The 25,365-nt window shown below is 39.8% G+C and carries 23 protein-coding genes; 4 read left to right on the forward strand and 19 right to left on the reverse strand.

Going from position 1 to position 25,365, the window contains the following annotated elements; genetic code table 11:
• Window positions 1-49: 49 nt before the first annotated feature.
• The 9 genes from RCG22_RS04845 to RCG22_RS04885 all read right to left on the reverse strand — a co-directional run bounded on the left by RCG22_RS04845 (window position 50) and on the right by RCG22_RS04885 (window position 11,587).
• Window positions 50-1,498 carry a sigma-54-dependent transcriptional regulator gene (locus RCG22_RS04845; protein WP_308105962.1) on the reverse strand — a complete coding sequence of 483 codons (1,449 nt, stop codon included), beginning with the start codon at window positions 1,496-1,498 and terminating at the stop codon, window positions 50-52.
• Window positions 1,495-3,147: a GAF domain-containing sensor histidine kinase gene (locus tag RCG22_RS04850; RefSeq protein ID WP_308105963.1), complete on the reverse strand. Its 1,653-nt coding sequence runs from the start codon at window positions 3,145-3,147 to the stop codon at window positions 1,495-1,497. The genes RCG22_RS04845 and RCG22_RS04850 overlap by 4 nt, the downstream gene beginning before the upstream one ends.
• Window positions 3,148-3,160: 13 nt before the next feature.
• Entirely contained in the window at window positions 3,161-4,309 is a 1,149-nt protein-coding gene (locus tag RCG22_RS04855) for an iron-containing alcohol dehydrogenase (protein WP_308105964.1), read from the reverse strand.
• Between the two features lie 299 nt (window positions 4,310-4,608).
• Window positions 4,609-5,604: an agmatinase family protein gene (locus tag RCG22_RS04860; RefSeq protein WP_308105965.1), complete on the reverse strand. Its 996-nt coding sequence runs from the start codon at window positions 5,602-5,604 to the stop codon at window positions 4,609-4,611.
• Window positions 5,582-6,874, reverse strand: a complete 1,293-nt coding sequence (hutI, locus tag RCG22_RS04865; RefSeq protein ID WP_308105966.1) for an imidazolonepropionase — start codon at window positions 6,872-6,874, stop codon at window positions 5,582-5,584. The genes RCG22_RS04860 and hutI overlap by 23 nt, the downstream gene beginning before the upstream one ends.
• A gap of 21 nt (window positions 6,875-6,895) precedes the next feature.
• Window positions 6,896-8,569: a urocanate hydratase gene (gene hutU / locus RCG22_RS04870; protein WP_308105967.1), complete on the reverse strand. Its 1,674-nt coding sequence runs from the start codon at window positions 8,567-8,569 to the stop codon at window positions 6,896-6,898.
• 312 nt (window positions 8,570-8,881) lie between these two features.
• Window positions 8,882-10,390 (reverse strand): helix-turn-helix domain-containing protein, encoded by a 1,509-nt coding sequence (locus RCG22_RS04875; RefSeq protein ID WP_308105968.1) that lies wholly within the window; start codon window positions 10,388-10,390, stop codon window positions 8,882-8,884.
• A 77-nt stretch (window positions 10,391-10,467) separates the two neighbouring features.
• Window positions 10,468-10,863: a hypothetical protein gene (locus RCG22_RS04880; RefSeq protein ID WP_166262663.1), complete on the reverse strand. Its 396-nt coding sequence runs from the start codon at window positions 10,861-10,863 to the stop codon at window positions 10,468-10,470.
• Between the two features lie 142 nt (window positions 10,864-11,005).
• The gene (locus RCG22_RS04885; RefSeq protein ID WP_098261517.1) at window positions 11,006-11,587 is read right to left on the reverse strand and encodes a TerD family protein; all 582 of its coding nucleotides are present in this window, start codon (window positions 11,585-11,587) and stop codon (window positions 11,006-11,008) included.
• Between the two features lie 278 nt (window positions 11,588-11,865).
• Here RCG22_RS04885 and RCG22_RS04890 point away from each other — a divergent pair, with 278 nt between their 5' ends.
• Window positions 11,866-12,240, forward strand: coding sequence for a nucleotide excision repair endonuclease (locus tag RCG22_RS04890; protein WP_308105969.1), 375 nt, complete (start codon window positions 11,866-11,868; stop codon window positions 12,238-12,240).
• A gap of 62 nt (window positions 12,241-12,302) precedes the next feature.
• On the opposite strand, the gene RCG22_RS04895 is transcribed toward RCG22_RS04890, so the two are convergent.
• From RCG22_RS04895 to RCG22_RS04935, 9 genes are all read right to left on the reverse strand, one after another.
• Window positions 12,303-13,334: an ATP-grasp domain-containing protein gene (locus tag RCG22_RS04895; RefSeq protein WP_308105970.1), complete on the reverse strand. Its 1,032-nt coding sequence runs from the start codon at window positions 13,332-13,334 to the stop codon at window positions 12,303-12,305.
• A 196-nt stretch (window positions 13,335-13,530) separates the two neighbouring features.
• Window positions 13,531-14,355 (reverse strand): hypothetical protein, encoded by an 825-nt coding sequence (locus RCG22_RS04900; RefSeq protein ID WP_308105971.1) that lies wholly within the window; start codon window positions 14,353-14,355, stop codon window positions 13,531-13,533.
• Window positions 14,356-14,435: 80 nt separating this feature from the next.
• Window positions 14,436-14,930 carry a flavodoxin domain-containing protein gene (locus RCG22_RS04905; RefSeq protein WP_308105972.1) on the reverse strand — a complete coding sequence of 165 codons (495 nt, stop codon included), beginning with the start codon at window positions 14,928-14,930 and terminating at the stop codon, window positions 14,436-14,438.
• A 208-nt stretch (window positions 14,931-15,138) separates the two neighbouring features.
• Window positions 15,139-15,870 (reverse strand): response regulator, encoded by a 732-nt coding sequence (locus RCG22_RS04910; protein WP_308105973.1) that lies wholly within the window; start codon window positions 15,868-15,870, stop codon window positions 15,139-15,141.
• The gene (locus RCG22_RS04915; RefSeq protein ID WP_308105974.1) at window positions 15,833-17,458 is read right to left on the reverse strand and encodes a sensor histidine kinase; all 1,626 of its coding nucleotides are present in this window, start codon (window positions 17,456-17,458) and stop codon (window positions 15,833-15,835) included. The genes RCG22_RS04910 and RCG22_RS04915 overlap by 38 nt, the downstream gene beginning before the upstream one ends.
• Before the next feature lie 81 nt (window positions 17,459-17,539).
• Window positions 17,540-19,066 carry a tripartite tricarboxylate transporter permease gene (locus RCG22_RS04920; RefSeq protein WP_308105975.1) on the reverse strand — a complete coding sequence of 509 codons (1,527 nt, stop codon included), beginning with the start codon at window positions 19,064-19,066 and terminating at the stop codon, window positions 17,540-17,542.
• Window positions 19,067-19,123: 57 nt separating this feature from the next.
• Window positions 19,124-19,576 carry a tripartite tricarboxylate transporter TctB family protein gene (locus RCG22_RS04925; RefSeq protein ID WP_098261508.1) on the reverse strand — a complete coding sequence of 151 codons (453 nt, stop codon included), beginning with the start codon at window positions 19,574-19,576 and terminating at the stop codon, window positions 19,124-19,126.
• 75 nt (window positions 19,577-19,651) lie between these two features.
• The gene (locus RCG22_RS04930; protein ID WP_308105976.1) at window positions 19,652-20,680 is read right to left on the reverse strand and encodes a Bug family tripartite tricarboxylate transporter substrate binding protein; all 1,029 of its coding nucleotides are present in this window, start codon (window positions 20,678-20,680) and stop codon (window positions 19,652-19,654) included.
• A 188-nt stretch (window positions 20,681-20,868) separates the two neighbouring features.
• A complete protein-coding gene (locus tag RCG22_RS04935) occupies window positions 20,869-21,786 on the reverse strand; it encodes an alpha/beta hydrolase (protein WP_308105977.1) in 918 nt (305 codons plus the stop codon).
• A 170-nt stretch (window positions 21,787-21,956) separates the two neighbouring features.
• On the opposite strand from RCG22_RS04935, the gene RCG22_RS04940 reads away from it, so the two are divergent.
• Together RCG22_RS04940 and RCG22_RS04945 are read left to right on the forward strand one after the other, a co-directional pair.
• On the forward strand, window positions 21,957-23,264 hold the full coding sequence (locus RCG22_RS04940; protein ID WP_308105978.1) for an alkaline phosphatase family protein: 1,308 nt from the start codon (window positions 21,957-21,959) through the stop codon (window positions 23,262-23,264).
• Between the two features lie 14 nt (window positions 23,265-23,278).
• Window positions 23,279-24,553, forward strand: a complete 1,275-nt coding sequence (locus RCG22_RS04945) for an MFS transporter (RefSeq protein ID WP_308105979.1) — start codon at window positions 23,279-23,281, stop codon at window positions 24,551-24,553.
• A gap of 69 nt (window positions 24,554-24,622) precedes the next feature.
• Here RCG22_RS04945 and RCG22_RS04950 read toward each other — a convergent pair whose 3' ends face one another.
• Window positions 24,623-24,970 (reverse strand): metal-sensitive transcriptional regulator, encoded by a 348-nt coding sequence (locus tag RCG22_RS04950; RefSeq protein ID WP_308105980.1) that lies wholly within the window; start codon window positions 24,968-24,970, stop codon window positions 24,623-24,625.
• A gap of 228 nt (window positions 24,971-25,198) precedes the next feature.
• Here RCG22_RS04950 and RCG22_RS04955 point away from each other — a divergent pair, with 228 nt between their 5' ends.
• The gene (locus RCG22_RS04955) at window positions 25,199-25,360 is read left to right on the forward strand and encodes a hypothetical protein (RefSeq protein ID WP_169801432.1); all 162 of its coding nucleotides are present in this window, start codon (window positions 25,199-25,201) and stop codon (window positions 25,358-25,360) included.
• The last annotated feature ends 5 nt before the right edge of the window (window positions 25,361-25,365 follow it).

Below are 25,365 nucleotides of genomic sequence, written 5' to 3' on the forward strand. Positions count from 1 at the left end.
GCCTTTTTTGTATGCAAGCTGTCGGTTCTAAGCATTCTTACTAATCTATTTAGCTGCTTTCATTCTTTTCATTTAAAATATATCTGAGCTTCCTCATCGTTATTTGTAATCGTTTTGCTGTTTCCCTTCTATTCCCATGAGTTTCCTTTAACGTTCTCTTTATAAATGCCTTACCAACAACAGACTCTAATTGTTTGATTTGTGCTAAGACTTCCTCCAAATCAATTTCTTCCTTTTGTTCGAAAGCTGATAAAGTTTTTTCGACCCAGCTTTGCAAAAAACCTTCCATATGTAATTCTAAATCTGCTTGTTCTGTTTGTTCTGTCTGCTTAATCGGGGTCCCTGCATTTATAGCCAATGGCAGATTGGCGGGTGTTATGATCGCATCGGCCGAATCTGACAAAGTTACCACCCTAGTAACAAAATTTGAAAGTTCGCGAATATTCCCTGGCCACCTATAGCCCTGAAGCACCTTTAAGGCATCATCCGAAAATGTGATCGAATTGTTTGTGTGACGCTGTAATAAATGTTGAATCAATTGAGGGATATCCTCTTTTCTTTCTCTTAATGGAGGAATATTTAAATGAACCACATTCAAGCGATAAAAAAGATCTTCTCTAAATTTCTTCTGCTGAACAGCTTCTTGGAGGTTTACATTTGAAGCAGCTACTAATCGGGTGTTGGTATGAAGAGTATTCTCGCTTCCCACACGCATAAATTCTCTTGTTTCAAGGACTCGAAGTAGTTTAACTTGAATGGAGTGAGTGGCCTCAGCCACCTCATCAAGGAATAATGTTCCTTTGCTGGCAATTTCAAATAAACCTTTCCGCAGATGCGATGCCCCCGTAAATGCTCCCTTTTCATGTCCAAACAGTTCGCTTTCTAATAACGATTCCGTAATTGCACCACAGTTTACCCCGATAAAGGGCTCGTTATTTCGTTGACTTGCTTCGTGAATAAAGCGCGCCAGTACCTCTTTTCCTGTTCCGGTTTCACCCTCTATTAACACAATTACATTTTTCCCGGCTACTTTATATGCCGTTTCTATTAATTGATTCATTCCAGGGTTTTTTCCAATGATCAATCCGATTTTATTGGCTAGATCATTGATTTGCTGCCGGGTGGTGCTGCCCGTTGAAATTAATAGCTGATCAATTTGTTTTTCCAATATATCTATATCATCAAACGGTTTTTCGATATAATCACTTGCTCCTAATTTTATCGCTTCAACTGCCGTGTGAATCGTACTGTACCCCGTCATTATTACGGCTTTACATGCGGGTTGCTGTTTTTTCAAATCTTTTAAGAGTGTTAACCCGTCTGCATCCGGGAGCTTTAAATCAATCATTGCTGCATGAAAGTTGCTCCTTGAAAAATCGATTTTGGAGAACTCTTTCCCGCTGTTAACTACCTTAACGTTAAAGCCTTTCGATTTAAAAAGGTGGGACAAGAAGTTTCCAATCTCTATTTCATCATCCACTATTAGTAAATTTGTCATCCCTCGACCTCCGGCTCATAAGACAAATGAGATGGTAATCGCAATGTGAAGGTGCTTCCTTCTTCCACAATACTGCTCACTTCGAGTTTACCTCCATGGGCATTTGCAATTCCGAAACTTACAGAAAGACCCAGTCCGGTACCCTTTTCTGCTTCTTTTGTCGTGTGAAATGGATGAAAAATTTCGGATAACCTGTTTTCTTCGATTCCGATTCCATTATCTTTGACGGTTAATTGCACTTCATCTTCTTGATGTGAGCTGATGATAGTAATTTCTTTGTTTCCTTTATCTGACACCTCTAAAGCATCTCTCGCATTTAAAATTAGATTAATAATGATTTGTTCTATTTGCTGCTGACTCCCCTCAATTTCAGGCAGGTCCTCATCAAGTTCAAGTATTATCATAATTTCATTTTTTTCTATTTGGTATCTTAGTAAATTAAGAACTTGGTTTATTCCTTCGTTTAATGAGAAGGCTCCAAAGATGTACTCATCCTGGCGGGAAAAAGTAAGTAAGCTTTTAATGATTCGCTTACAGCGGTCCCCGCAGTTTTTAATATCGTTTAAAAGGATATATGAAGGATCATCCTTTGCTTTATTTCTTAATAAAAGCTGGGAATTACCCAGAATAGCAGTTAACGGACTATTTAATTCATGGGCAATTCCAGCTGCCATCTCGCCTATCGCTGCAAGCTTACCTGAATGGAGGAGTTGTGCCTCCATTTTTCGTTTTTCGGTTACGTCTTTTAAATAGAGAATTACACCATACACCCGATGTTGATGGTTCTGGACCGGATAGGTATACGTTTCACATATGGAGTTATTTTCAAAAAAGATATCTCTATATCCAGTCCTTTGGGAACGAAACGTTTCTTCGATAATCGACTTACATTCTTTCCGCAATATAGCAAACGATGGAGAATGCTCTTTCAATTGAAAAAATGATCGAACGGAATCATTAAATTGAAGGACATTTAAATTTTTATCAAAAACAATAATCATATCATCTACAGCTTTAAAGGTGTCCTCCCATTGCTGCTTCCCGCGGACAACTTCATGGTACAGTTGGGTATTTTCAATGCTGACCGCAAGATGGTCGGTCAATTGTTCAAGAAATAACAGGTCATCATGACCCCATTCAGACGGGTCTTGCCGTCCGATACTTAATACACCTATGCCTTTATTTTTTATAAAAATCGGCAGGACAATCACACTATGTATTTGAAGGTCAAGCAAATATTCATGTTCAAAAAAGTCTTCACTTGAGTCTAGCAATTGATGAAAGATGATCTGTTTGTTTAACAATGCAGACCAGTAGAGAGACTTTCGATTCGGTATCGCAGAGTTAATTTTCAAACCACGATTTTCTTCAGGATATACATTCGTTAATATGAGTTCACTATTCTGAAGCAATAATAAACTCAGCCGATCACAAAGCAACAGGCCCTTTAATTTATCAAGGACATTTTGAAGCATTTCATCTAATGACATGTCTATTTTCATACTTTTCATTACTTCATTAATGATTTCCAGTTGAATGTTCTTCTTTCTTAATTGCTGAACAGTTGTTTTCAACTCGGTATAATAGTTTTTTTTCGATGATTTGACTCCTGTTAAGAGCGCAATCATTTCCTGCTTGTCTTCAAGCACGGGGTTCACCTTCTTACAATGCGTTTTTTAGAAGTGTCTTTACTTGCTCGAGATTGACATCGCGGGGATTGGTAATCATACAAGCATCAATAAGTGCCAGTTGTCCGGCCCAATCAATCATATCCTCCGTTATTCCAACATCCCTTAATCTTTGTGGCGCACCAATATCAGCAGCCAGGTCCCGAACGAATTGAATGGAAGCATTTCCTGCTTCACGCTCTGACATTCCTCTTAGGTCAAATCCCATAATAGCTGCTATATCAGAAAAGCGTTCCGGCGCTGCAATAAAATTAAAATCCATTACATAAGGCAGTAAAACGGCATTGATTTCTCCATGAGAAATCGGCAGCTTTCCGCCGATGGCATGGGAAATGGCATGTGCAGCACCAAGGATGGCATTGGAAAAAGCAAGTCCTGCCTGTAAACTCGCCATGGCCATCGCTTCCTTTGCTTCTTCATTAGTCTTCGAAGCCACCGAGGGCCGTAAAAATTTCGAGACTAAGGAAAGGGCATTTTTTGCCTGAACATCTGTTAGCGGTGTAGCAGCCGTGCTGACATACGCTTCGATTGCATGCGTAAGGACATCCAAACCCGTTGCCGCAGTGAGGCTACTGTCTTTTGTAACAAGCGTTAATGGATCAACAATCGCAATATCCGGGACCAATGTTTTCGAGATGATGCTCATTTTCTTTCCCCGCTTCGAATCGACGATGACAGAGAATTGAGACACCTCAGAGCCGGAGCCGGCAGTAGTCATTATCATAATCATCGGTGGAAGAGGCTTTTCTATTTTATCGACCCCTTCATAATCACTGATTTGTCCGCCGTTTGTGGCGAGGATGGCTATAGCCTTTGCCGAATCTAATGCACTCCCCCCACCCAAACCTATGATAGCGTCACATTCATTTTCAATATAGGCCCGACACCCCTTTACTACGTCGGTATCCTTTGGATTTATTGTGACATCAATATGGGTTGCATACGGCAGGTATGACTCTTTGCAGATAGAGATCACTTTATCGAGCCATCCTGCATTGGCAACTCCGTAATCGCTTACAATTAATACTTTCTTAGCTCCAAGCCGTAAACAAGCATCCCCTACCTGTTTTATAGCATTCTTTCCAAAAATAATCTCAGGCGTAACAAATTTACTAATATGCAATACTACCATCCCCAAATAGTTATTCTTCCCTATTAAATTTCACGAAAATAAAGCAAAATCCTTTATTTCCTCTAAATTATTTCACAGCATCAAGATAATATAATAATTACAGTGCAAATATTAGAATAATTTCATGGAAATAGAGCAGCTACCACTAGTGAACAAAGCATGCATGAAAACAAACGCCATTAAAATCGAAATCCGCCAATCCAAGGAAATTAATCTAAAAAAGCCAATGTCCACGTTGGGTGGACATTGGCTAAATAGTTTCTTTTTATGGTGCCTGACACCGAATATTTTTATCGAAGCATGACTCCAGATAGAAAGGTTAGGAATACATGGGTGCCAAGTTTGACGGTGGGTTGAGCGAATGTATCCTTTAGTGGATCCAGGCAGACGATGTCCATGGCTTTTACTTTGGGATGTTTGGCAGCAGCCAGTACTCCTTCTAGCAGTTCTACTGTTGTCATGCCCCCCGGCGTTGAGGCTGGTACCCCTGGTGCATAGGCGATATCAAGCACATCCATATCGACTGTTAGATAAATAGTATCTACCTTTGCAGCAAGTTCTTCTAAACAGGCCCCCACTGTTTCTTCGATCCCTTTTTTTCGTGTTTCACGAAGTGTAAAATAATTGACGCCTTTTTCATCTGCATACTTCTTCAAATCTTTTGTGTTAAAAAACCCATGCAGGCCGATATTGTACATATTCCTTCCCTCAACGATTCCACTCTCAATTAAGTTACGCATGGGAGTCCCGTTGGAGGGTCCGTTATCGGACATGTCTCGTAAATCAAAATGAGTATCAAACTGTAGAATTCCAATTTTCTCATCAGGCCTCGCATGTTGAAGTCCCTTTACCATCATCGCTGTAATCGAATGATCTCCGCCAATTGCACATATTTTGGAGGTTTCAAAATGCTGATGAAGTGCAGTAGACGCTGCGATGATATTGTCATGGCAACGTTTGATATCGGTAACATGCATCGCTACATCACCAACATCCACTGCTGTCATTTCCGACAAATCGATATCTTCGTCAAGATTATACGTTGTGAACCCCTTCCAAGCACGGCGGAATGCCTCAGGAAATTCAGAAGCACCCGAAGCGCTAATCGATGAGCGAGACAGTGGAACACCAACAACTACAAAGTCGGTGTCCTTACTTTTCTCAGGATCAGAAGAAGCCGAAAGCGGCTGAATCCACTCGTGCACCTTTGCAACCTCGGCCCCTTCATCTGGTCTTACCCATGTAAAACTCGGCGGATTCAGTTTAGGATAGAGAAAGCTCTTCAACTAACTGACCTCCCCTGACAACCACTTGACCATTTTTCACGACCGTATCCGTATGATTCACACCATAAGAGTATTGCAGTTTCATATAATTCCCAAGGTTAAAAATCGTGACGTCCCCTTTTTTACCAACTTCTAAGCTGCCAATTTCACGCCCGCGATTAATCGCATGGGCAGCATTAATTGTCGTGGCAGTAATTACTTCTGCCGGTGTCATCCCCATTTTTAAACAGCCTAGATTCATAATAAATGGCAGTGAAACCGTTGGTGATGAGCCGGGATTACAATCGGTTGAAAGTGCCACCGGTACACCTAAATCTACCATTTTGCGACCATTCGCGGACTCTGCCATTAAAAAGTATGCCGTTCCAGGTAGCAACACACCGACTACTCCTTTATCAGCCATTGCTTTCATGCCTTTTTCTGATGCTTTTAAGAGATGGTCCGCCGAAATGGCCCCAACCTCTGCCGCTAATTCTGCCCCTTCATAGGGCTCAATTTCATCAGCATGTATCTTCGGAATCAAGCCATAGCGCAGGCCTGCTTCAAGAATCTGTTTCGATTGCTCTGGTGTAAACACACCATGTTCACAGAAAACATCATTAAATTCAGCCAGGCCGAGCTCTGCCACCTTTGGAATCATTTCATCAATCAGCAATCTTACAAACTCATCTGGATTTTGTTTGTATTCCTTCGGAACGGCATGAGCTCCCATGAAGGTTGAAACAACATCAATCACATGCTTGTCGTTTAGCTGTTTGGCCACTTCTAGCTGCTTTAATTCGGTTTCCCATTCCATCCCGTAACCGCTTTTCGCTTCAACCGTTGTAACGCCGTGGCGGAGAAATTGATTCAAGCGCTCATAGCTTTCTTGAAAAAGCTCTTCATGTGTTGCCGACTGCGTCCTTCTAGTCGTTGCATAAATCCCGCCGCCGCTATTCATGATTTCCATATAGGTGGCACCTTGAAGTCGCATATTAAACTCATTTTCTCTGCTGCCGGCAAATACAAGATGTGTGTGTGGGTCAACAAGCCCCGGAGTTACCAGTTTACCACTCGCATCCACCACTTCTGCCTCGTCAAGGCGACCGGAATATTTTTCAAAAAGCTCTACATCTGTACCAACAGCCTGAATCACTCCGTCTTCAATCCAAATACTGCCATTCTCAATAATGCCAAGCTCAGACATCTCGCCCTTTACACGGGGAGCATCGGAACTCCCCTGTAATGTCACAAGCTGAGAGGCATTTCTGATAAAAATTGGTGTACTCATTAATCTATCATCCTCTCATTCTTAGTCTTGATTAAGCATTGGCATTTTGATGCCCTTTTCTTTTGCTGTTTTAATCGCAAGCTCATAGCCTGCATCGGCATGACGGACAACACCCATGCCGGGGTCAGTTGTTAATACCCGTTCTAAACGTACTTCCGCATCCTTTGTACCATCTGCAACAATTACCATTCCCGAATGCTGCGAATAACCCATACCGACGCCGCCGCCGTGATGTAATGAAACCCAGCTCGCTCCGCCAACCGCATTAATCATCGCATTTAATATCGGCCAGTCGGAAACTGCATCGCTGCCGTCTCTCATTGCTTCTGTTTCTCGATTTGGTGATGCTACTGAACCGGCATCTAAATGATCACGGCCAATAACGATTGGTGCCGATACTTCTCCCGAAGCTACCATATCATTGATAACTTTACCAAAACGGGCACGATCACCATAGCCAAGCCAGCAAATCCGGGCAGGAAGGCCTTGGAAGCTGATTTTTTCTTGAGCCATTTTTACCCATTTGCAGAGATGTTCATCATCTTTGAATTCGCGAAGCAAGGCTTCATCAATTTTACGAATATCCTCAGGATCTCCTGAAAGTGCTGCCCAGCGGAAAGGACCTTTTCCTTCGCAGAATAATGGACGGATATAGGCGGGAACAAAACCTGGGAAATCAAATGCATTTTCTACACCTTGATCCTTCGCTACTTGACGAATGTTGTTCCCGTAATCAAAAGTGACCGCACCTTTTTGTTGCATTGTAAGCATTGCCTTCACATGTACAGCCATACTTTGCTTTGAAAGTTCTACATACTTAACTGGATCTTCTTTTCGTAAGACAGCCGCTTGTTCTAATGTAAAACCAATTGGAACATAGCCATTTAGCGGGTCGTGTGCAGAAGTTTGATCCGTTAAAACATCCGGATTAAAACCTTTTTCAATCATGATTGGTAAAATTTCTGCTGCATTACCTAATAAACCAATCGATAATGCTTTACCTGCGATCTTTGCTTCATGAGCCATTTTTAATGCTTCCTCAAGGTCATTTGTTTTCACATCGAGGTAAGCGGTTTCAATCCGACGGTCGATTCTTGTTTCATCCACATCGATTGCGATACATACCCCATCGTTCATGGTTACCGATAACGGCTGAGCACCACCCATGCCGCCCAGTCCTGCTGTTAAAGTGATCGTGTGTTTTAATGTTCCTCCGAATTCCTGACGAGCAAGCTCGGCAAACGTTTCATACGTTCCTTGAACAATTCCTTGGCTTCCGATATAAATCCAACTGCCGGCAGTCATTTGCCCATACATCATCAAGCCCTTTTTATCTAACTCGTGGAAGTGTTCCCAATTCGCCCATGCCGGAACCAGGTTGGAGTTGGCAAGTAACACGCGTGGTGCATCCTTATGAGATTTCCAAACAGCCACTGGCTTACCGGATTGAATTAATAACGTTTCGTCATTCTCCAGTTCAAGGAGCGTTTTCACGATCGCATCATAGGACTCCCAGTTACGGGCAGCCTTACCAATTCCACCATAAACGACTAAATCCTCGGGTCTTTCAGCCACCTCTTGATCCAGATTATTCATCAGCATGCGCAGTGCTGCCTCCTGAATCCAGCCTTTTGCATGTAATTCAGTTCCCTTATAATTTTTAATCACTCTTGATTTTGCCGTGTTTGTTTCCATCGATTCCACTCCCTTTTTCTTTATTTATCTATTATTATTATTATAAAAATAAAATCTTCAGAAAAATACAAAGGGAATCTTAGAAAACAGATAATACTTTTTGTTTTATTATGATTTTTTTAGATTTTTTGCCTCAATAATGATAATATCTTTATAAATTAGATATTATCTTTATGTTCGATTGTATAAAAAATGAACCAATCATTTTCCTGATAGGTCCACTTCTGCCTTTATTTTAAGGAACACAAACAAAGAATTAATAATTACTGTCTTTTATTTTTCACCATATCTCCCCAAAAAAATGAACAAAATTCAGTCGGTCTCCTTCTCGCTTTTAAACATCTTCACCTTATTCATGCGAAATTCTCTTGGAGAAGTACCTGTTAGTTCCTTAAACATCCGGCTAAAATAATTAGAATTTTGATAGCCTGTAAGGTTTGAAATTTCATTAATTGATTTGTTCGTTTCAATCAGTAAGCGTTTTGCTTCCTTCATTCTTATTGCCGTCAATAATTCTGTAAAGCTTGAACCGGTTTTAGTATTTATCATATGGCTGAAATAGGAAGGATTTCGGTCAACATACAGGGCCACATCTTCGAGCCTGAGTGAACTATTGGAAAAATGAGTTTCCATAAAGGATATGCCGCGTTCAATCGGATCTTGTTTATGTCTGGTGCTATTCGCTGCACCGATAAACAACTTTTGGATAAATAAGATGAAATTTTGAACCGTACGGTAAAGAACCTTGTCGTACAAAATTGAATTGAAAATATAGCGGTACTCCAGTTCATAGCTTTGGCTCTCGTCTAAGTTATTAGTCTTCATAAATCTTCTCACCTGGGCGAGAATACTCGTAAGCTGAATTCTTACTAATCCTGGATCCGGAAATGGTTCTTGTAATTGCAAAAATTCCTCGTATAGCCACTTCTTTATTTTTTCTAAATCGGCGTTGGTTAGCATGTCGACCCATACTCTTTGTTCTGGAGGTGCTAAAAAAGGGTCAATATGAATCCATTCGGGTGATTGTTCGAATTCAACTACTTGGCGATAGCCTTTATAATAGGTGAAATCCAGCATTTTTCGGGTCTGGAGGTATTTTTGATTCAAACTCATTTCCGCAGAATTACCTTTATGGACAACGATGGCAAGCGGGTCAGAGAATTCCTCCTCCCATTTTCTCATTGCCTTTTGACACTGCTCTGATAAATGATGACCTGTTTCCTTAAACATACTCACGACCATATCGTCCATTGCAAAAATACCCTGGACTCCCTTGAAAGGAAATTCTTTTAAGAAAGAATGCAATGATTTTATTTTTTCGTTACTTTCCGTTTGAAAAGCCGCGATATGAAAATTTGCTGAATCAGAAGATTGCGAAATAAATAACGCTTCATATGATATGTCCTTATATGTATTGGGAATGAGCAATCCGTCTGCTGGATTTTTTGTTCCAAGTTTTCTTGAGGCTTTATGGAAAGCAGATGTAACCTTAGTCGGCGCTAAAGGTTTAATCATTAAATCTAACGCTTGCATGTCAATGGCGAGACGAGCTTTTTCAAAGGTTCCCTCTGCGGAAGTTAACAGTAATACCGGATTATAGATGTGAATTAAGTCACGGAAAGTTGACCAATCCTCCTTAGAGATCATATCAAGTTCGATTAAGACAACGTCCGGCCTTCCTTGTTCAAATCTAACGACAAATTCTCGGTAATTAGAAGCCAATCCTATATTTGTGACAGGGATTGAAGACGTTTTTAACAGCCATTTTAATCCCTCACGTTCATTTAAATCGCGATCGGCTATCAGCCACTTTCCTTCCATCGTACTGCCCCACTTTCTTTCCCATTTCTTATAATAAGATCCAGTTTATTCACTAAATTATCTCTTTGCTGTCGATACTATACCTTTTTTTGCCGATTGGAGAAAATGATCCCGAAAATCATGCTGATCAAAATAGCCATTAAATAAATAGTTCCTGTGGATATCGCCAGGAAATTGATGATCATTCCGAAGCTTTCATTAACCAAACTTAACATAATTCCCTTAAATACAGGTGAGTAAATGATAAGATAAGGGATGAGCACTAAAGGAACAGCCAGCCAATTATGACCGATTATACTTTTGGTCAATAGAAAAGAAATGATTGCTAGCAACACAGCCAATCCGTAAACAAACCAATTGATGTATTGAAGAGCACGTTCCGGCTGATCGAAGAAAGCTAATATATTGAGACATACAACCCAAATGATTGCTAGAATAATCGCGAGAACCTGTGCTTTAAACAAAATTTTCATTTTAAATCCATCCTCAAATCAAAATAAAATAGTTATCTCCACCATACCTGAAACCCAAAACCCTGTCCATTTAGATAATCTTAAACAAAAAAAAAGGACAAAATGGTCAGTCGACCTTTTTGTCCTTTTTGTCTTCAACATCTTAGCCAACGTTTAGGCCGAAGTCTGTTGCGATGCGTGCTAATCCGCCTTGATAACCCGAGCCGACGGCAGAGAATTTCCACTCGCCATTATGACGGTATAATTCTCCTACAACGATGGCAGTTTCAATCGAGAAGTCCTCCCCTAAATCATAACGAATGATTTCCTGGTTAGTTTCTTCATTTACGATGCGGCAGAATGCATTGGATACCTGTCCAAAATTCTGACCGCGCGCTTCTCCATCATGAATCGTAATAACAAAAGAAATTTTCTCCACTTGAGCGGGAACAGCGCTAAGATTTACTTTTACTTGCTCATCATCGCCGTCACCTGCTCCTGTACGGTTATCACCTGTATGTACCACGGAACCATTTCCGCCTTCAAGCTGGTTGTAAAACACAAAATCTTTTTCAGAAGTTACTTTTCCATTCGCACCTAATAAGAAAATACTTGCATCTAAATCGAAGTCATTTCCACCATCATAACGATTGGTATCCCAGCCTAAACCTACTACCACTTTCGATAAACCAGGATTTGTTTTCGTTAAATCGACCTTTTGACCTTTAGACAATGAAATAGCCATAAAAACACCCTTTCACTCTTAAATTTTTTATGTCACCTTCTATTATAAATAGAAAGTTACTAAAAATCGAACTCAACGAAAGATTATTTTGCTTAAAAGGAATAATTTTCTACCATTATTTACACACATTAAATTCAAAGAGTTAGTCTTCACCGGTTTTGAGTAATGAAAAATGGTTAAAATAAGAAAGTCAACAATAAATGATGATAGTTTGTGCTATAATGAACTGTTAGCAAAACGGGGACACCGTTTATTTTAAGCAAGGAGCGATTTTCTTAATGATAAAAATTGAAATACCTAATCCTGATATAGTGATTACCAAGAAAAATCAAGTTGGAGAAAAAGTGGAGGCACCTATAAGCAGCCTTTATGGATTTACTGATTATAATAAAATCCCCAGAGACAAAGGCGGAATTATTTTATTTTCAAACGCAAATGATGAACTTTTATTTGTAGGGAAAGCAAGGAAATTGCGCCCGCGCGTAAAGAAACATTTTGAAGATACCGTTTCACCAATTAAGTTACATCGAGATGAAGTTTATCGGATTGCCGTATGTGTTGTGGAAGATCCAGTGGAAAGAGAAATTTACGAAACTTATATCATCAATACATTACAGGCAAAATATAACGTCGATAAAGTTTTTTATAAATAAAAATAGGAAAAGAGCGGGTCGGATAAATGCCAACCTGCTCTTTTTTTGATCAAAAAATTTACTTAACTAATATCCCCATATTCCAGAATCATTTCTTTTTCAATATGACTTGCCCGGATGCCAAACCTTGGCTTGACCAGCTCTACCTCTTCGCCCATTAATATCTTAATGGCCTGGTACGGAATGTTAATCCCTGACAAACAGCTAATATGCATTCCACCACTCATTCGCGGATTAACTTCCAATAATTTTGGAACACCATGGCTGTTGTATTTTACCTGAATATTAAATATATATGGCAATTTAAACTCCTGATGAAAATCGTGAGCTAATTTAATGAGTTCTGCCTGTTCCACAAGTTCCCTCACTCTTCCATCCCCCTTCATCCGAGGAATCGCAGCATACAATTTTTCATGGGAAGATAAGCAATCAATACTATATTCACTTCCTTCGAGGTATTCCAACACCATTAAATCAGGAAATGTATCTTGCTGGCTCAAAATTTCACAGGCATGGGCATAGGGAATACGGAAACCAATTCCATGATTGAAAAACTGTTCAATCGAAACGATTTGGTCGATTATGACCCGAAATCCGTTGGCACCTTCGCCTATCACCGGTTTAAAACAAACCGTATGGCCTTTTTCCTTAAGTTTTCTATATGCCACCTTAAAATCATCAATATTATTGACAACATAATAATCCGGTAGTAGAGAATTGGCTGCCCCATTTGAAAAAATTTGATAGGTATCCGCTTTATTATCCATTGTCTCCATAAGCTTTGCATCCGGACAAACAAGCACTTTAACACCCAAAGCCTCAAACTCACTTAGCCTTTTTGAAATGAGGACATTTTCTTTCCGTGGGATAAAAATATCAATTCCGTGCTTCTTACAAAATTCAAGACAAAAACTAATATATTCCTCACCAGATATTTCTGGCTCGACGAAGGCGTAATCACAATTTTGTAAATATAGAGCATCTTTGTTCGGATGTGTCCCATATATGATAAATTTCCGGTTATCTTCATTGCCCCGAATCATATCAATGTAATGGGAGACCGTTGTAAACCATCTGTTAAACCAAATCTTCATTTGAATCCTCTTCCTTGTTGTATTAAGACCTTTTTCATTATTATCCAACTTGCTCTTTTTTATAAGCAAAATTTGACAAAAAGATCCATCCGATTGGGCAACTCGTCGAAAAATAGCATAAAAGTCCTGCAAATGAACACAAAAAAACGTCCTGCAAAAGCAGCAACGCTCTCGTGATTTATTTTTATTGTTCATTTCAGCCAACCTTTTTTAATATCTTATTACTATTTGGTCTCATATTAATTAATAAAATAATAAAAGTACTTAAACAGCCAATACATAGAATCACCCATAACGGAACTAAGTCCATTGCACTCTTAATTCCTGCTTGTGCTTGGATAATGGAACCAAAAGTTAAAATAAGATTATAAACAAATCCCTTAACATTTAACATGATTGTTAGAACATATCCAACAGGCTTCCGGATCCAAAGGTAATAGGCTGCCACAATGCATAACGGAACCACGAATGTTAAATCTAATGTGGCAACCAGGTTGTTGGTCGCATGTAAATTAATCATAATTTGTGGGGGATTACCGGTAAGAACAAAATTTACCCACTGGGCAATCCATGCTCCCCCTAGGGTGACTGCTAATAGGATCATAAAAATGCTAATCCCTTTTACAGGCGTTTTCTTCTTAAATGACTTCTCAATTTTGTTGTAATCTAAAAAAACTAAACCGAAAATAAGAGAATACATCGACAAAGTGAACAAGGCGGCATAAATCAGAAAAAAGGCGTTTAATGCAGCACCAAAAAGATAGTAAGAATAATTATAGATCGTAAAATTAAGCATTCCTAACCAAACTAACTGTCCTCTAAGAGAACCCCTTATCGATAGGACCAATGCTGCAATCAAAAGCGGCAACCCGACAATGAGTAAAATAATATCATTGGCATACCATGCACCTAAAGCAAAACTGTTGGTATCCTTATACAATTCGTCAATAAAAAGACCACCTGCTGCAGCAATTAACGTCAGCATAACGATAATAAATGTCATTAGATAAGAGGATTTCATTTTAGAGTCCATCAAATATCACTCATTTCTTCATTCAGAATAGAGATGAGCAAATAATCACCATTAACACAATAGAATAACTAAACAAGGCTTTTCATATGATTTAATTTGGATGCAAATTCCTTGATGGCCTCATAATCTAAATTGGATTGATCGATGGTTGCACCGCTCACTTTTTTGACAATTTGTTTTTCTAGAAAGTTCATTTCTGATAAGAGAAATTCTCCGCCAAATAACCCCATGGCGGCGGAATTTTTGCGCAATTCTTGTGGAAAGGCGTTATTAAATTGCTCAATGGCGGTCTCCCCATCCTGCATGCAGCAAAGAAAAAGGCCGATGTTTTTTTCTAAAAGGGTATCCAGGTTGTTTCTAATAAACTGTTTTATTTTCCGTTGAATATTCCCTGCATGAATCGAGCCGCCAATGATAACGGTATCAAATTTAGTCAGATCCAACTTTTCTTTGTCCCGTTTCAAATCCACCGCGAAAACTTTACCATCAAGACCTTCAATTAAAAATCCAACTGCTTTTTCTGTAGTCCCATGGGATGAGCAATACACAATTAAACATTTCATGTTCTATACCCCTCCTTCATAATCCATTACAAAAAAACCGGCCACATTTACATCCAATCGTGCCGAATATGAAGATTTAACCTTATTATATAACTAATTTACACCCCACCCTGTGTAAATATTGGCAATATTATTACAATTCACATGGGTGTCAGGCACCTCCTTCCTAAAGAAAGAAGAAGGCTCAGTTTACTTAGAGCCTTCTTCTTTATAGGTGGTTATGTAGTTTTAAATTCCCCTTAACCAAATAAACCCGTTCAGGACGACCCACGGTTCCATAGGATATATCCGCGGCAATTTTCTCCTCGGCCATAAGATGTTCTAAATATCTTCTGGCTGTTGTTCGGCTGGCGCCTATTTCTTTGGCTACCCATTCTGCCGTTAATCCGAAATCAACCTTTGAAAGGACCTCCAAAACCTTTTCAAGTGTAAGCGGATCAATCCCCTTCGGCAGATAAAGTTTGTCGCTCACTGAACGTTCGATCTCTTTTCGCAAAAGCTTATCCACCTGCTGTTGGGTAACATCGAGATTTTCATTCCTCATTTCTACCAGCTTTGTATGAAATTCCTGATACCTCAGCAGCGATTGTTTGAATCTCTCAAAAACGACCGGTTTAATTATATAATCAAACACACCAATGCTGATTGCCTCTTGAACCTTATCAATCTCTTTTGTGGCGGTAATCATGATGACATCCATTTGTTTACTATGCTGCTTTGTTTCCTTAAGCAAATCAATGCCATTCATGTCTGGAAAATATACATCCAACAAAATAAGGTCTGGCTGTAATAAATCAAGATAAGTCTTTGCTTCTAGATAACTAGCCGCAATTCCGACTGTTTGAAAACCAGCAATCTGTTCAATGAATCGTTTTTGAATTTCTGCAATCCGTAAGTCATCCTCAACTATTAACACTTCGATATCCGAGTTCTGCTTCATTCAAACACCCCCTGTGTTTTGGTATCGCTACTGTGAAAATTGTCCCTTCACCTTCTTGAGAAGAAAAGGTAATATTTCCGCCTAATCCCCTTATCGATTCCTTAACAAGACTTAAGCCGATTCCGGCATTGCTGTGACGACTTTTCGTCGAAAAGCCAGCTTGAAAAATTTGTTCACCCATGTTCGTGTCAATACCTTTCCCGTTATCCTCAATTTCGATAATCAGGTCTTTTCCCAAGTCCGTTAGAAACAAAGAAACTTTCTTTTGTTCCTTCTCATTTTCTCTGACTGCGTCAAACGCATTATTAACAAGGTTACCGATTATTGTCACTAATGCATCTCTGCTGATTTCCGCTGGGACATCGCTAAAGCTGCTCTCGCGGTCGATTGTAAAATTAATTTTTAATTCGCTAGATAAACTAGCCTTGCCTAAAATAAATCCGGCAATGATCGGGTCAGGAATTTCCTTCATTAAGAAGCTTATGAAACCTTGGGTAACATCCACTTCCTTGGAAATGAAATCAATCGCTTCTTTATAGTTTCCAAGCTGAATCAAGCCAAGAAGTGTATACAATCGGTTAGAATATTCATGTGTCTGAGCGCGTAAGCCTTCTGCATATGCCTTCACATGGGACAATTCCTGCATCAGATTGGAAAGCTCTGACTTATTTCTAAAGCTGGCAACTGCCCCAATTACCTCTTCCTTTTTATTAAAAATAGGAATACGATTCACCAGGAATACCTCGTCTGAAATGGTCAATTCCCGATCATACTCTGCTTGTCCCGTCCGAACAACCTCATAAAGGTGCGTATTTTCAAGTACATCATCAATCCTTCTGCCACGGAGCAGCACGTCACTCGGAACATTGAGAATTTTATGCGCGGTTTCATTGACAACTGTAATTCGCCCGCCCGTATCAATGGCGATGATCCCCTCATGGATAGATTCTAAAATGGCATGTTTCTCCTGGTACATCCAAGCAATTTCTTTCGGTTCCAGTCCGAAAATCGCTCGTTTAATATTTAAAGAGATTAATAGTGCGGCTAGTAATCCTCCTAGTAAAATAATCATTGTTGTGATAAAAATTTTACTTCTTATCTTTGCCACTTCTTTTTCAATATCCGTTTGAAGATACCCTACTGAAACGACACCAATTATTTTACCAGCGCTTATAATAGGAGCTTTTCCCCGTAGAGATGGTCCTAGAGTTCCAATTGATTCAGAGATGACCGATTCTCCTTTAAAAACCTGAGCATTATCCCCGCCAACCATTTTTTGTCCTATTCGGTTAGGATCTGGGTGGGAATAGCGTATTTCGTTTCGATTTCCGATAACAATAAATTCCGCACCCACCTGTTTTCTTATTTTTTCTGCTAGAGGTTGAATAATGGCTGCCGGGTCGGAACTAGAAAAAGCTTTTTGAATCTCTGGCATATTGGAGATGGACTGTGCCACAGATAAGGCCTTCGTTCCTTTTTCGTGTTTAAGATTGGATTCCATAATATTTTTAAAAGTTATTTCAAAAATCCCGCCAATAAGGATGATTAATATAAAAATCCCTAACATTAATTTCGTGTGTAATCGCATACAAGCACCTCTACTTATATCATATAGAAAAAAACTCCTTAGAAAAAGGAGTTTTTTGTAATAATCTGAAATTTACATTTTTTATGCTTCTTCATTTATAATGACATTTTTTCCTCTCATCTTCATGATGACCGGAATAACTAGCCAAAGAACGGTCATGATTAAGAAACCTAAAGAAATCGGGCGGGTGAAAAACGGTCCAAAATCTCCATTTGAAATTGTTAAAGCCCTGCGCAGGTTATTCTCAATCATTGGGCCCAATACAAGTCCTAACACCAATGGGGCAATTGGGTAATCATGTTTATTTAGAAAATAGCCAACTAAACCGCATCCTAATAGAAGTAACAGATCATAAACCGAAACTTGAACGGCATAAACGCCGAAAATTGAGATGGCAATAATAATTGGAATCAAATATTGCTTGGGAGTCTGAATAATTTTTGCAAACACCTTTACTAGAGGGAGGTTGAGAACTAACAGCATGATATTTCCAATAAACATACTGGCAATCAACCCCCATGCAACCTGGGGATGATCTTCAAACAATAATGGACCTGGCTGCACATTATACATCATCAGTGCCCCCATTAGGATCGCAGTTGTACCTGATCCAGGGATACCTAATGTTAATAATGGGATCATTGCTCCGCCTGAGGCGGCATTATTCGCAGATTCAGGTGCTGCCACACCGGCAATTGCTCCTGTTCCAAATTTCGATGGGTCTTTGGAAATCCTTTTTTCTAAAATATAAGAGAAAAAGGATGCGAGCGTTGCGCCTGCGCCGGGTAAAATCCCGATAAAGAATCCTAAGATCGACCCTCTGGCAATTGGTCCGGCAGACTCTTTCAACTCTTCTTTAGATGGCAGCAAATTATTAATCTTTGCCATTTGTGTATCTTCTTCATCTTTTTCTAAGATAGTCTTAAATACCTCACCTAGCGCAAATAACCCAACGGCAATCGTCAAGAATTCAATTCCTTGGTAAAGCCAGGGAATATCAAAGGTAAAACGACCGATTCCTGAAACATTATCAATACCAATCGTAGCTAACAGCAGCCCGCTTACAGTCATAATTAATGCTTTTGTAACCGACTTTCCCGCCAACCCACTAACAGCTCCGAGCCCTAGGAGCATAAGCGAGAAATATTCAGAAGGTCCAAATTTCAGGGCTAGATTTGATAAAGGTGTCGCTAAGGCAATCAGCGCGATCAATGTAACAATTCCAGCTACAAACGAACCAATTGCTGCAATCGATAACGCACTCCCTGCTCGCCCCTTCTTCGCCATCTGATACCCATCCAATGTTGTCACTACCGAAGAAGACTCTCCCGGCGTATTTAATAGAATAGAAGTCGTTGAACCTCCATACATGGCTCCGTAGTAGACACCGGCAAGAAGAATAATGGCACTAGTTGCCGCTTGCTCTGGAGGAAGCCCTCCCGTAATGGAAGCGGTAACAGGAATAAGCAAGGCGACACCGCTCATCGGACCAATCCCAGGTAATACCCCAACAGCGGTCCCAATCAAAACTCCAACAAAAGCAAAAAGTAAATTATACCAAATAAGTGCCGTACCGAAACCGTGCAGCAAATAATCAAGAGTATTCAATCCATTTCCCCCTTTCATCCGAAAAAAACATGGTGCCTGACACCATCATTACTTCAACTAAAACCAAATTGGCCACCCTGGAAGTGTTCCTTTTAATACTTCGACAAATAGGAAATAGACAATTCCTGAAAAACAGCCAGCGATGATCAGTGAGGTCAGCCATTTTGCTCGTTCCATCGTTTGAAAGCAGACAAAGAGAAATACAAAGGTGGTGATTACATAGCCAACAGATTCTAGTGTTAAAATATAAACCAATGTTGCGATCAGGATGATGAGAAAAGGCTTATACTGCAACTTTTCGTTTTTCTTTTCCTGCTTTTTTCCATTAAATGTTTCATAAAATAATCGAATGCTTAAGATTGCTAACAATATTCCGAGGAAGAATGGAAAAATATCCGGGCCAACGACACTTCCATAGGAAGAGCTTGCAATACTTCTGCTACCGATAATAAATAAGACGGCTACAGCTAGAAACAATATCGCAGCGATACGATCAAATTTAATGTCCATCCAAGGGTCCCCCCATCCAACTTTTTCAAAAAAATAAAAGGGAAGGAGAAAGCCGTTCCTTCCCTCTTGGATTCCTTACTTCTGCATTCCTAATGCTTCTAATAATTGTTGTACTTGTGTTTCCTGATCAGCTAAGAACTTTTTAAAATCCGCCCCATTTTTATACTCTAATTCCCAGCCCTGTGTCTCGACTTCTTTTTTCCATTCCGGTGATTGAACTAACTTATCAATGGCTTTTTCCCAATAAGCCTTTGCTTCTGCAGACATTTTTTCCGGGCCAAATACACCTCGCCAAATCGTAAATTCCGCATCTACACCTTGTTCCTTGGCAGTAGGTACATCTTTGAAATCTCCTGACAATCGTTCGGATGAGGTAATTGCCAGCACTCGAACCTTCCCGGCTTTAAGGAATTCTTTTACACTTGATGCATCTGTTCCAATGACATCTGCGTTTCCTCCAAGTAAGGCTGTAATCGCTTCGCCACCGCCGTCATAAGAAACATATTTAATTTTGGTCGGGTCAACCCCATATTTAAAAGCTGGCAGAATGGAAACTAAGTGGTCCATCGAGCCTGGTGCGGAGCCACCGGCAAACGTTAACTTCGTTGGATCCTTCTTCACTTCTTCAAGGACTGCTTTTAGGTCTTTAAATTTGGAATCAGCTTTAACAACAATTGCACCGTAGTCTTTCGTAAGCTGTGCTAATGGTGTTGTATTCTTATACCCATATGGGCTATTTCCTTCCTTCTTTAAATTGTTAATAATAATCGGCGGCGAATTGACAAAGAGCATGTCGTTATTTTCCACTTGCTGTGTTGCATATTCAGCCATAAAAACCGCTCCACCGCCACCAGGCTTATTCTCAACTGTTAATGGCTGCTTGACTAGTTTTGTTTCAGCTAGCACTTTTGTAAACGAGCGTGCCGTTAAATCCCAGCCTCCACCAGCTCCAGATGGTGCAACAACGCTAATGGCCTTGGTTGGATAACCGGTACCTTCCGCTTTTTTACTTGTACTTGCTGTTTCTTTACTGCTGCAAGCCCCCAAACTTAATGCCAACGCACCTGCACACATGACTGCTGAAATTCTTTTGATCGAAAACATTTCATTTCCCCCTTTGTAAACGTTTTCTTAATTTTACAAAAATTCCGAGGATTTCATAGATTATTCATTTAAACAGCATTAAAAACTTAATTTCCATTTTGTTCATAATGTTCATGGCGGTAAATAGTGCTGAACATAGAAAACTCCTGCATCATAACGTAACGTTACGATGCAGGAGTTTTTGGTTTTCAACTATTGAAGACCTTCTTTATATAATCACCCATCTCACGGATAGCTTTTTTCGCTTCAGGTAATCTAGGACCACTAATCTGCCAAACATGCCACATACCATCCCATACCTTTAAGGAAACCTTTACACCTGCCTTCCGTGCTTGGTGGGCGAGCAATTCCGCATCACTTTGCAATATTTCATGATTGCCTGCCTGAATATATAAAGGCGGTAAACCAGTCAAATCGGCAAAGACTGGGGAGATGAGCGGATGATCGAGGGGGTTCTCCTTCCCTGCATACATCCGTGCAGCGTCTTTTACGCCTGGCAGCGTTAAGTAAGGATCCACATCGTTGTTCTTCCGGTAGCTTTCCCCACTGCTGGTAAGGTCGACCCATGGAGAGAGGCAAACAAGCGCACGCGGGAGCGGTTCATTTTGATCTCTTAATACCAACGCAGCCGCCACGCTTAGCCCCCCTCCTGCGGAATCACCAGCAAAAATTATATTAGAAGGTTGATAACCTTGACGAAGGAGCCACTGATACACATTGACGGCGTCGTCAACGGCTGCTGGAAATGGATGTTCGGGCGCCAGACGATATTCCGGAAAAAGGACTTTTACTCCAGCCGCTTTCCCAATACTTGCTGCCAGTGGTCTATGCGTGGTAGCTGAACAAAATGCATAACCTCCCCCGTGTAAATACAGGATTACTTTGTCCTCCACAGCGTTTTCGGAAGAAATCCACTCAGCGTACAATCCTTCAATCTGAAGCTTCTCCACTTTGCAGTTTTTCGGGAGTTTCCCTAATTTTCTTGCCACCGTGTCGAGCATCTGCCGCTGTTCCTCCATCGCCCGATTAGATAAACCCTTCTTCAGCGCTCTTTTTACAGATAGTTTAATTCCTTTTTCAAAAAAATAACTTCGAATACTTGGCATTTCCATACCCCCTTTATCCAAAATTTTCTAATATCATTATACTAGAAAAACCTTTTGATAAATCTATGCTTTCAAAGTATTTTGTAAATATTCTGTAACAAATCTCCCATTTCCTCCTGCCTGTAGTACAATTATAGTAACGGGCAAATATTATCGGAGGTATTCATTTCATGAATCGATTGACCGACCATTTAATTATCATTTCCTTTGATTGCCTTTCATCCTTAGATATTCCCATCTTAAAAGAACTTCCCCACTTTCAGACCCTATTAAAAAACGGAGCTTATGTAGAAAAAGTCAAATCTATTTATCCTTCAGTCACCTATCCATGTCATGCCACGATCGTAACAGGAAATTATCCAAACCGACATGGAGTAATCAATAATACTCTTCTGCAGCCGGGCATGGCATCTCCCGATTGGAATTGGTACAGAGATCGCATTCGTTGTACGACTTTATATGACGAAGTAAAAAAGGCAAATATGACGACAGCAGCCCTATTATGGCCAGTCACTGCAAATGCAAAGATTGACTATAATATGCCCGAAATTTTTGCAAACCGTCCTTGGCATAATCAGATTCTTGTTTCGCTGCTGAGTGGCAGTCCCCGCTTTCAGTGGGAGCTAAATAAACGTTACGGTCATATTCGTAAAGGCCTTAATCAACCGGAATTGGATGATTTCGTCTTGGAATCAACGGTTGACACGATTAAGTCAAAGAAACCGAATTTATTAATGGTCCATTTTACCGATTTAGATACCCAGCGCCATTATCACGGCTTTTCATCTGAAGAAGCAATCGCAGCCCTTCATCGCCACAACCTGCGTCTCGGCAGAATTCTTGAAGCGTTAAAGGAAAGCGGAATCTACGAAAACTCCACAATAGTAGCATTAGGGGATCATAGTGCGTTAGATGAACATAAAGCAGTCAACGTTAATGTTCTTTTCCGTGAACAAAAGCTAATCACCTCTAATGGAAAAGGGAGAATAATTAATTGGGAGGCTTATTGTAAAAGTTGTGATGGCTCTGCATATATTTACATTAAAGATCCACACGATTTAGCAACATATGAAAAAGTAAAAGAAATACTAGAATCTTTATGTGACGATCCTAAAAATGGAATTGAAAGCGTACTCACCAGTGAACAGGCTGCTAATAGAGGAGCCGATGGAACATGTGCCTTTATGATCGAAGCCCACAAAGGATTTTACTTTTTAGAAGACTTTGAGGGGGAATTTATCAAAACTATCACAAAGGAGGACGTAATCACTGATCATAAATACACGTTAGCGTGTCATGGGTATTCACCAGAGAAAGAAAATTATGGAACTATTTTTATGGCAACAGGAAAAGGGATAAAATCTATCACCCTGCCCTCTATCCGCCTCATTGATGAAGGTCCAACCTTTGCTAGGCTTCTAGGAGTAAATTTAGGCCAGACAGATGGAAGGGCTATTGAAGAGATCTTAGAAATTTAAAAGGGGGAAAATCTATGAGTCGGATGTCAAAGCAAGAAAAAGGCTGGGTATTCTATGATTGGGCTAACTCTGCTTATTCAATCCTAATCACAACAGCCATCTTCCCGTTGTATTTTAAAGCGGCGGCCAATCAGGCTGGACTTGAAGGCTCCACTTCGACCGCTTATTGGGGATATGCAAATTCGTTTGCCACACTGCTTATTTCCCTTTGTGCCCCAATATTAGGAAGTATCGGGGATTTCAAAGGATTTAAGAAACGGTTTTTCACTTTTTTCTTTGCATTAGGAATTATCTTTACCTTGCTGCTTGCGGTTGTCCCCACAAATCAATGGCTAATATTATTAATTTGTTACATGATTACCGTTATAGGTTTTGGGGGAACCAATATTTTCTACGATGCATTTCTTGTCGATGTAACAACGGAAGATAAAATGAATCAGATCTCTTCACGAGGTTATGCGATGGGTTACATTGGAAGTACTATACCGTTCATCATCAGTATTGCCCTGATAATATTATCGCAGCAAAACATTCTCCCCTTCTCTGTTACAGTCGCAAGTAAGGCTGCGTTTGCGATTACAGCCTTATGGTGGGGCTTATTCACGATACCAATGCTAAAAAATGTCAAGCAGGTTTATTATAAAGATCCGGTACGTAATCCGATTTCAAATGGTTTTAAACAACTGTTTGAGACCTTTAAGAGGATTAAACTGTACCGTCCATTGTTTCTATTTTTGATTGCCTATTTCTTTTACATTGATGGAGTGAATACGATTATTACCATGTCTACAGCCTACGGGTCGGACTTAGGAATCACTTCTAATAACCTGCTGATTATTTTGTTTGCGACACAGGTTGTAGCAGCACCGTTTGCCATTTTATATGGGAAGTTAGCTGATAAATTTAAAGGAAAAACCATGCTGCTGATTGGAATTTTTGTTTATATAATCATTTGTACGTATGCTTATTTCTTAAAAACAACTTTGGATTTTTGGATTTTAGCCATGCTCGTAGCATCCTCACAAGGTGGTATCCAAGCGTTAAGCCGCTCCTACTTTGCCAAACTCGTTCCAAAGGAACATGCGAATGAGTTCTTTGGCTTCTATAGTATTTTTTATAAATTTGCAGCGATATTAGGTCCATTTCTGGTTGGATTCACCGCACAGTTGACAGGAAATACGAACAGCGGAGTGTTCAGCTTAATTGTCCTTTTCATCATTGGAGGTGTCATCCTCCTTCGTGTCCCCGAAACTAATAATATCTCAAAATCAAATTCTATCTCTTTATAAAAAAACTAACTAGACCTCAGCCTGAGGTCTAGTTAGTTTTTTTGAATGGATTGGCTGTTCATAGTCGGGTTACTTTTTCATTAATTTTTGAATCGTTACCAGTACTTCGTCTAAAACTTCAAAATCACCTTCCTGAATTCTTTCGACAACACAGCTCTTCATATGACCTTCCAGCAGAATTTTGGCTACGCTATTTAAGGCGGATTGAGTGGCTGAAATCTGGTTAATCACATCATCACAATATGTATCTTTTTCAATTAAGCCTTTTATGCCGCGAATTTGGCCTTCTATTCGGTTTAGTCTTGTAACAAGATTATTTTTAACTTTATCCGAATGATGGCTCTTCCGATCACTGCCTTCATGTGAGCAGCAGGTATCATCAAAAAGTTCCTGTTCATTTCCAACTTCATTTGACATACGACCGCCTCCTTTTTGGGATAATTATAACATAACTCGGGAAAATGTCGGATGTAATAAAAATTCCTCACCTCCCCTTCACTTCATACATATGTATAAAAATAATTTATTTTCACACCCACCAAAAAATATTAATATTTTTTAACTTTTCTGATTATTCATTCTGGCTTTATTTCCTTTTCTTCATATATAATATTTATAAAACTATTTTGAAGGGTGTTGGTTAATTTGGCAAACAATGCTGAAGCGAAAAAAATATCTGTTAATTCGACCATTTCTTTAAAAGGAATTGTAAAAGCCATTTTCAACGATACCGTTCATGTGCAAATAGGCGGGAAAATTATTACACTCCCTGCATCAGAGCTCCTGCTTGAAAAACCAGTGCAATAATTTAG

The organism is Neobacillus nitrireducens (assembly GCF_030915405.1).
GTDB lineage: Bacteria > Bacillota > Bacilli > Bacillales > Cytobacillaceae > Neobacillus.

Excerpts from the sequence above, each read along its gene's own strand:
- RCG22_RS04940 (WP_308105978.1), top strand. The coding sequence starts at position 21,957 with ATGAATCGATTGACCGACCATTTAATTATCATTTCCTTTGATTGCCTT.
- RCG22_RS04905 (WP_308105972.1), bottom strand. The coding sequence starts at position 14,930 with ATGAAATGTTTAATTGTGTATTGCTCATCCCATGGGACTACAGAAAAA.
- RCG22_RS04935 (WP_308105977.1), bottom strand. The coding sequence starts at position 21,786 with ATGCCAAGTATTCGAAGTTATTTTTTTGAAAAAGGAATTAAACTATCT.
- RCG22_RS04930 (WP_308105976.1), bottom strand. The coding sequence starts at position 20,680 with ATGTTTTCGATCAAAAGAATTTCAGCAGTCATGTGTGCAGGTGCGTTG.
- RCG22_RS04900 (WP_308105971.1), bottom strand. The coding sequence starts at position 14,355 with ATGAAATCCTCTTATCTAATGACATTTATTATCGTTATGCTGACGTTA.
- RCG22_RS04925 (WP_098261508.1), bottom strand. The coding sequence starts at position 19,576 with ATGGACATTAAATTTGATCGTATCGCTGCGATATTGTTTCTAGCTGTA.
- RCG22_RS04845 (WP_308105962.1), bottom strand. The coding sequence starts at position 1,498 with ATGACAAATTTACTAATAGTGGATGATGAAATAGAGATTGGAAACTTC.
- RCG22_RS04875 (WP_308105968.1), bottom strand. The coding sequence starts at position 10,390 with ATGGAAGGAAAGTGGCTGATAGCCGATCGCGATTTAAATGAACGTGAG.
- RCG22_RS04945 (WP_308105979.1), top strand. The coding sequence starts at position 23,279 with ATGAGTCGGATGTCAAAGCAAGAAAAAGGCTGGGTATTCTATGATTGG.
- RCG22_RS04885 (WP_098261517.1), bottom strand. The coding sequence starts at position 11,587 with ATGGCTATTTCATTGTCTAAAGGTCAAAAGGTCGATTTAACGAAAACA.
- hutU (WP_308105967.1), bottom strand. The coding sequence starts at position 8,569 with ATGGAAACAAACACGGCAAAATCAAGAGTGATTAAAAATTATAAGGGA.
- RCG22_RS04890 (WP_308105969.1), top strand. The coding sequence starts at position 11,866 with ATGATAAAAATTGAAATACCTAATCCTGATATAGTGATTACCAAGAAA.
- RCG22_RS04950 (WP_308105980.1), bottom strand. The coding sequence starts at position 24,970 with ATGTCAAATGAAGTTGGAAATGAACAGGAACTTTTTGATGATACCTGC.
- hutI (WP_308105966.1), bottom strand. The coding sequence starts at position 6,874 with ATGAGTACACCAATTTTTATCAGAAATGCCTCTCAGCTTGTGACATTA.
- RCG22_RS04910 (WP_308105973.1), bottom strand. The coding sequence starts at position 15,870 with ATGAAGCAGAACTCGGATATCGAAGTGTTAATAGTTGAGGATGACTTA.
- RCG22_RS04895 (WP_308105970.1), bottom strand. The coding sequence starts at position 13,334 with ATGAAGATTTGGTTTAACAGATGGTTTACAACGGTCTCCCATTACATT.
- RCG22_RS04915 (WP_308105974.1), bottom strand. The coding sequence starts at position 17,458 with ATGCGATTACACACGAAATTAATGTTAGGGATTTTTATATTAATCATC.
- RCG22_RS04880 (WP_166262663.1), bottom strand. The coding sequence starts at position 10,863 with ATGAAAATTTTGTTTAAAGCACAGGTTCTCGCGATTATTCTAGCAATC.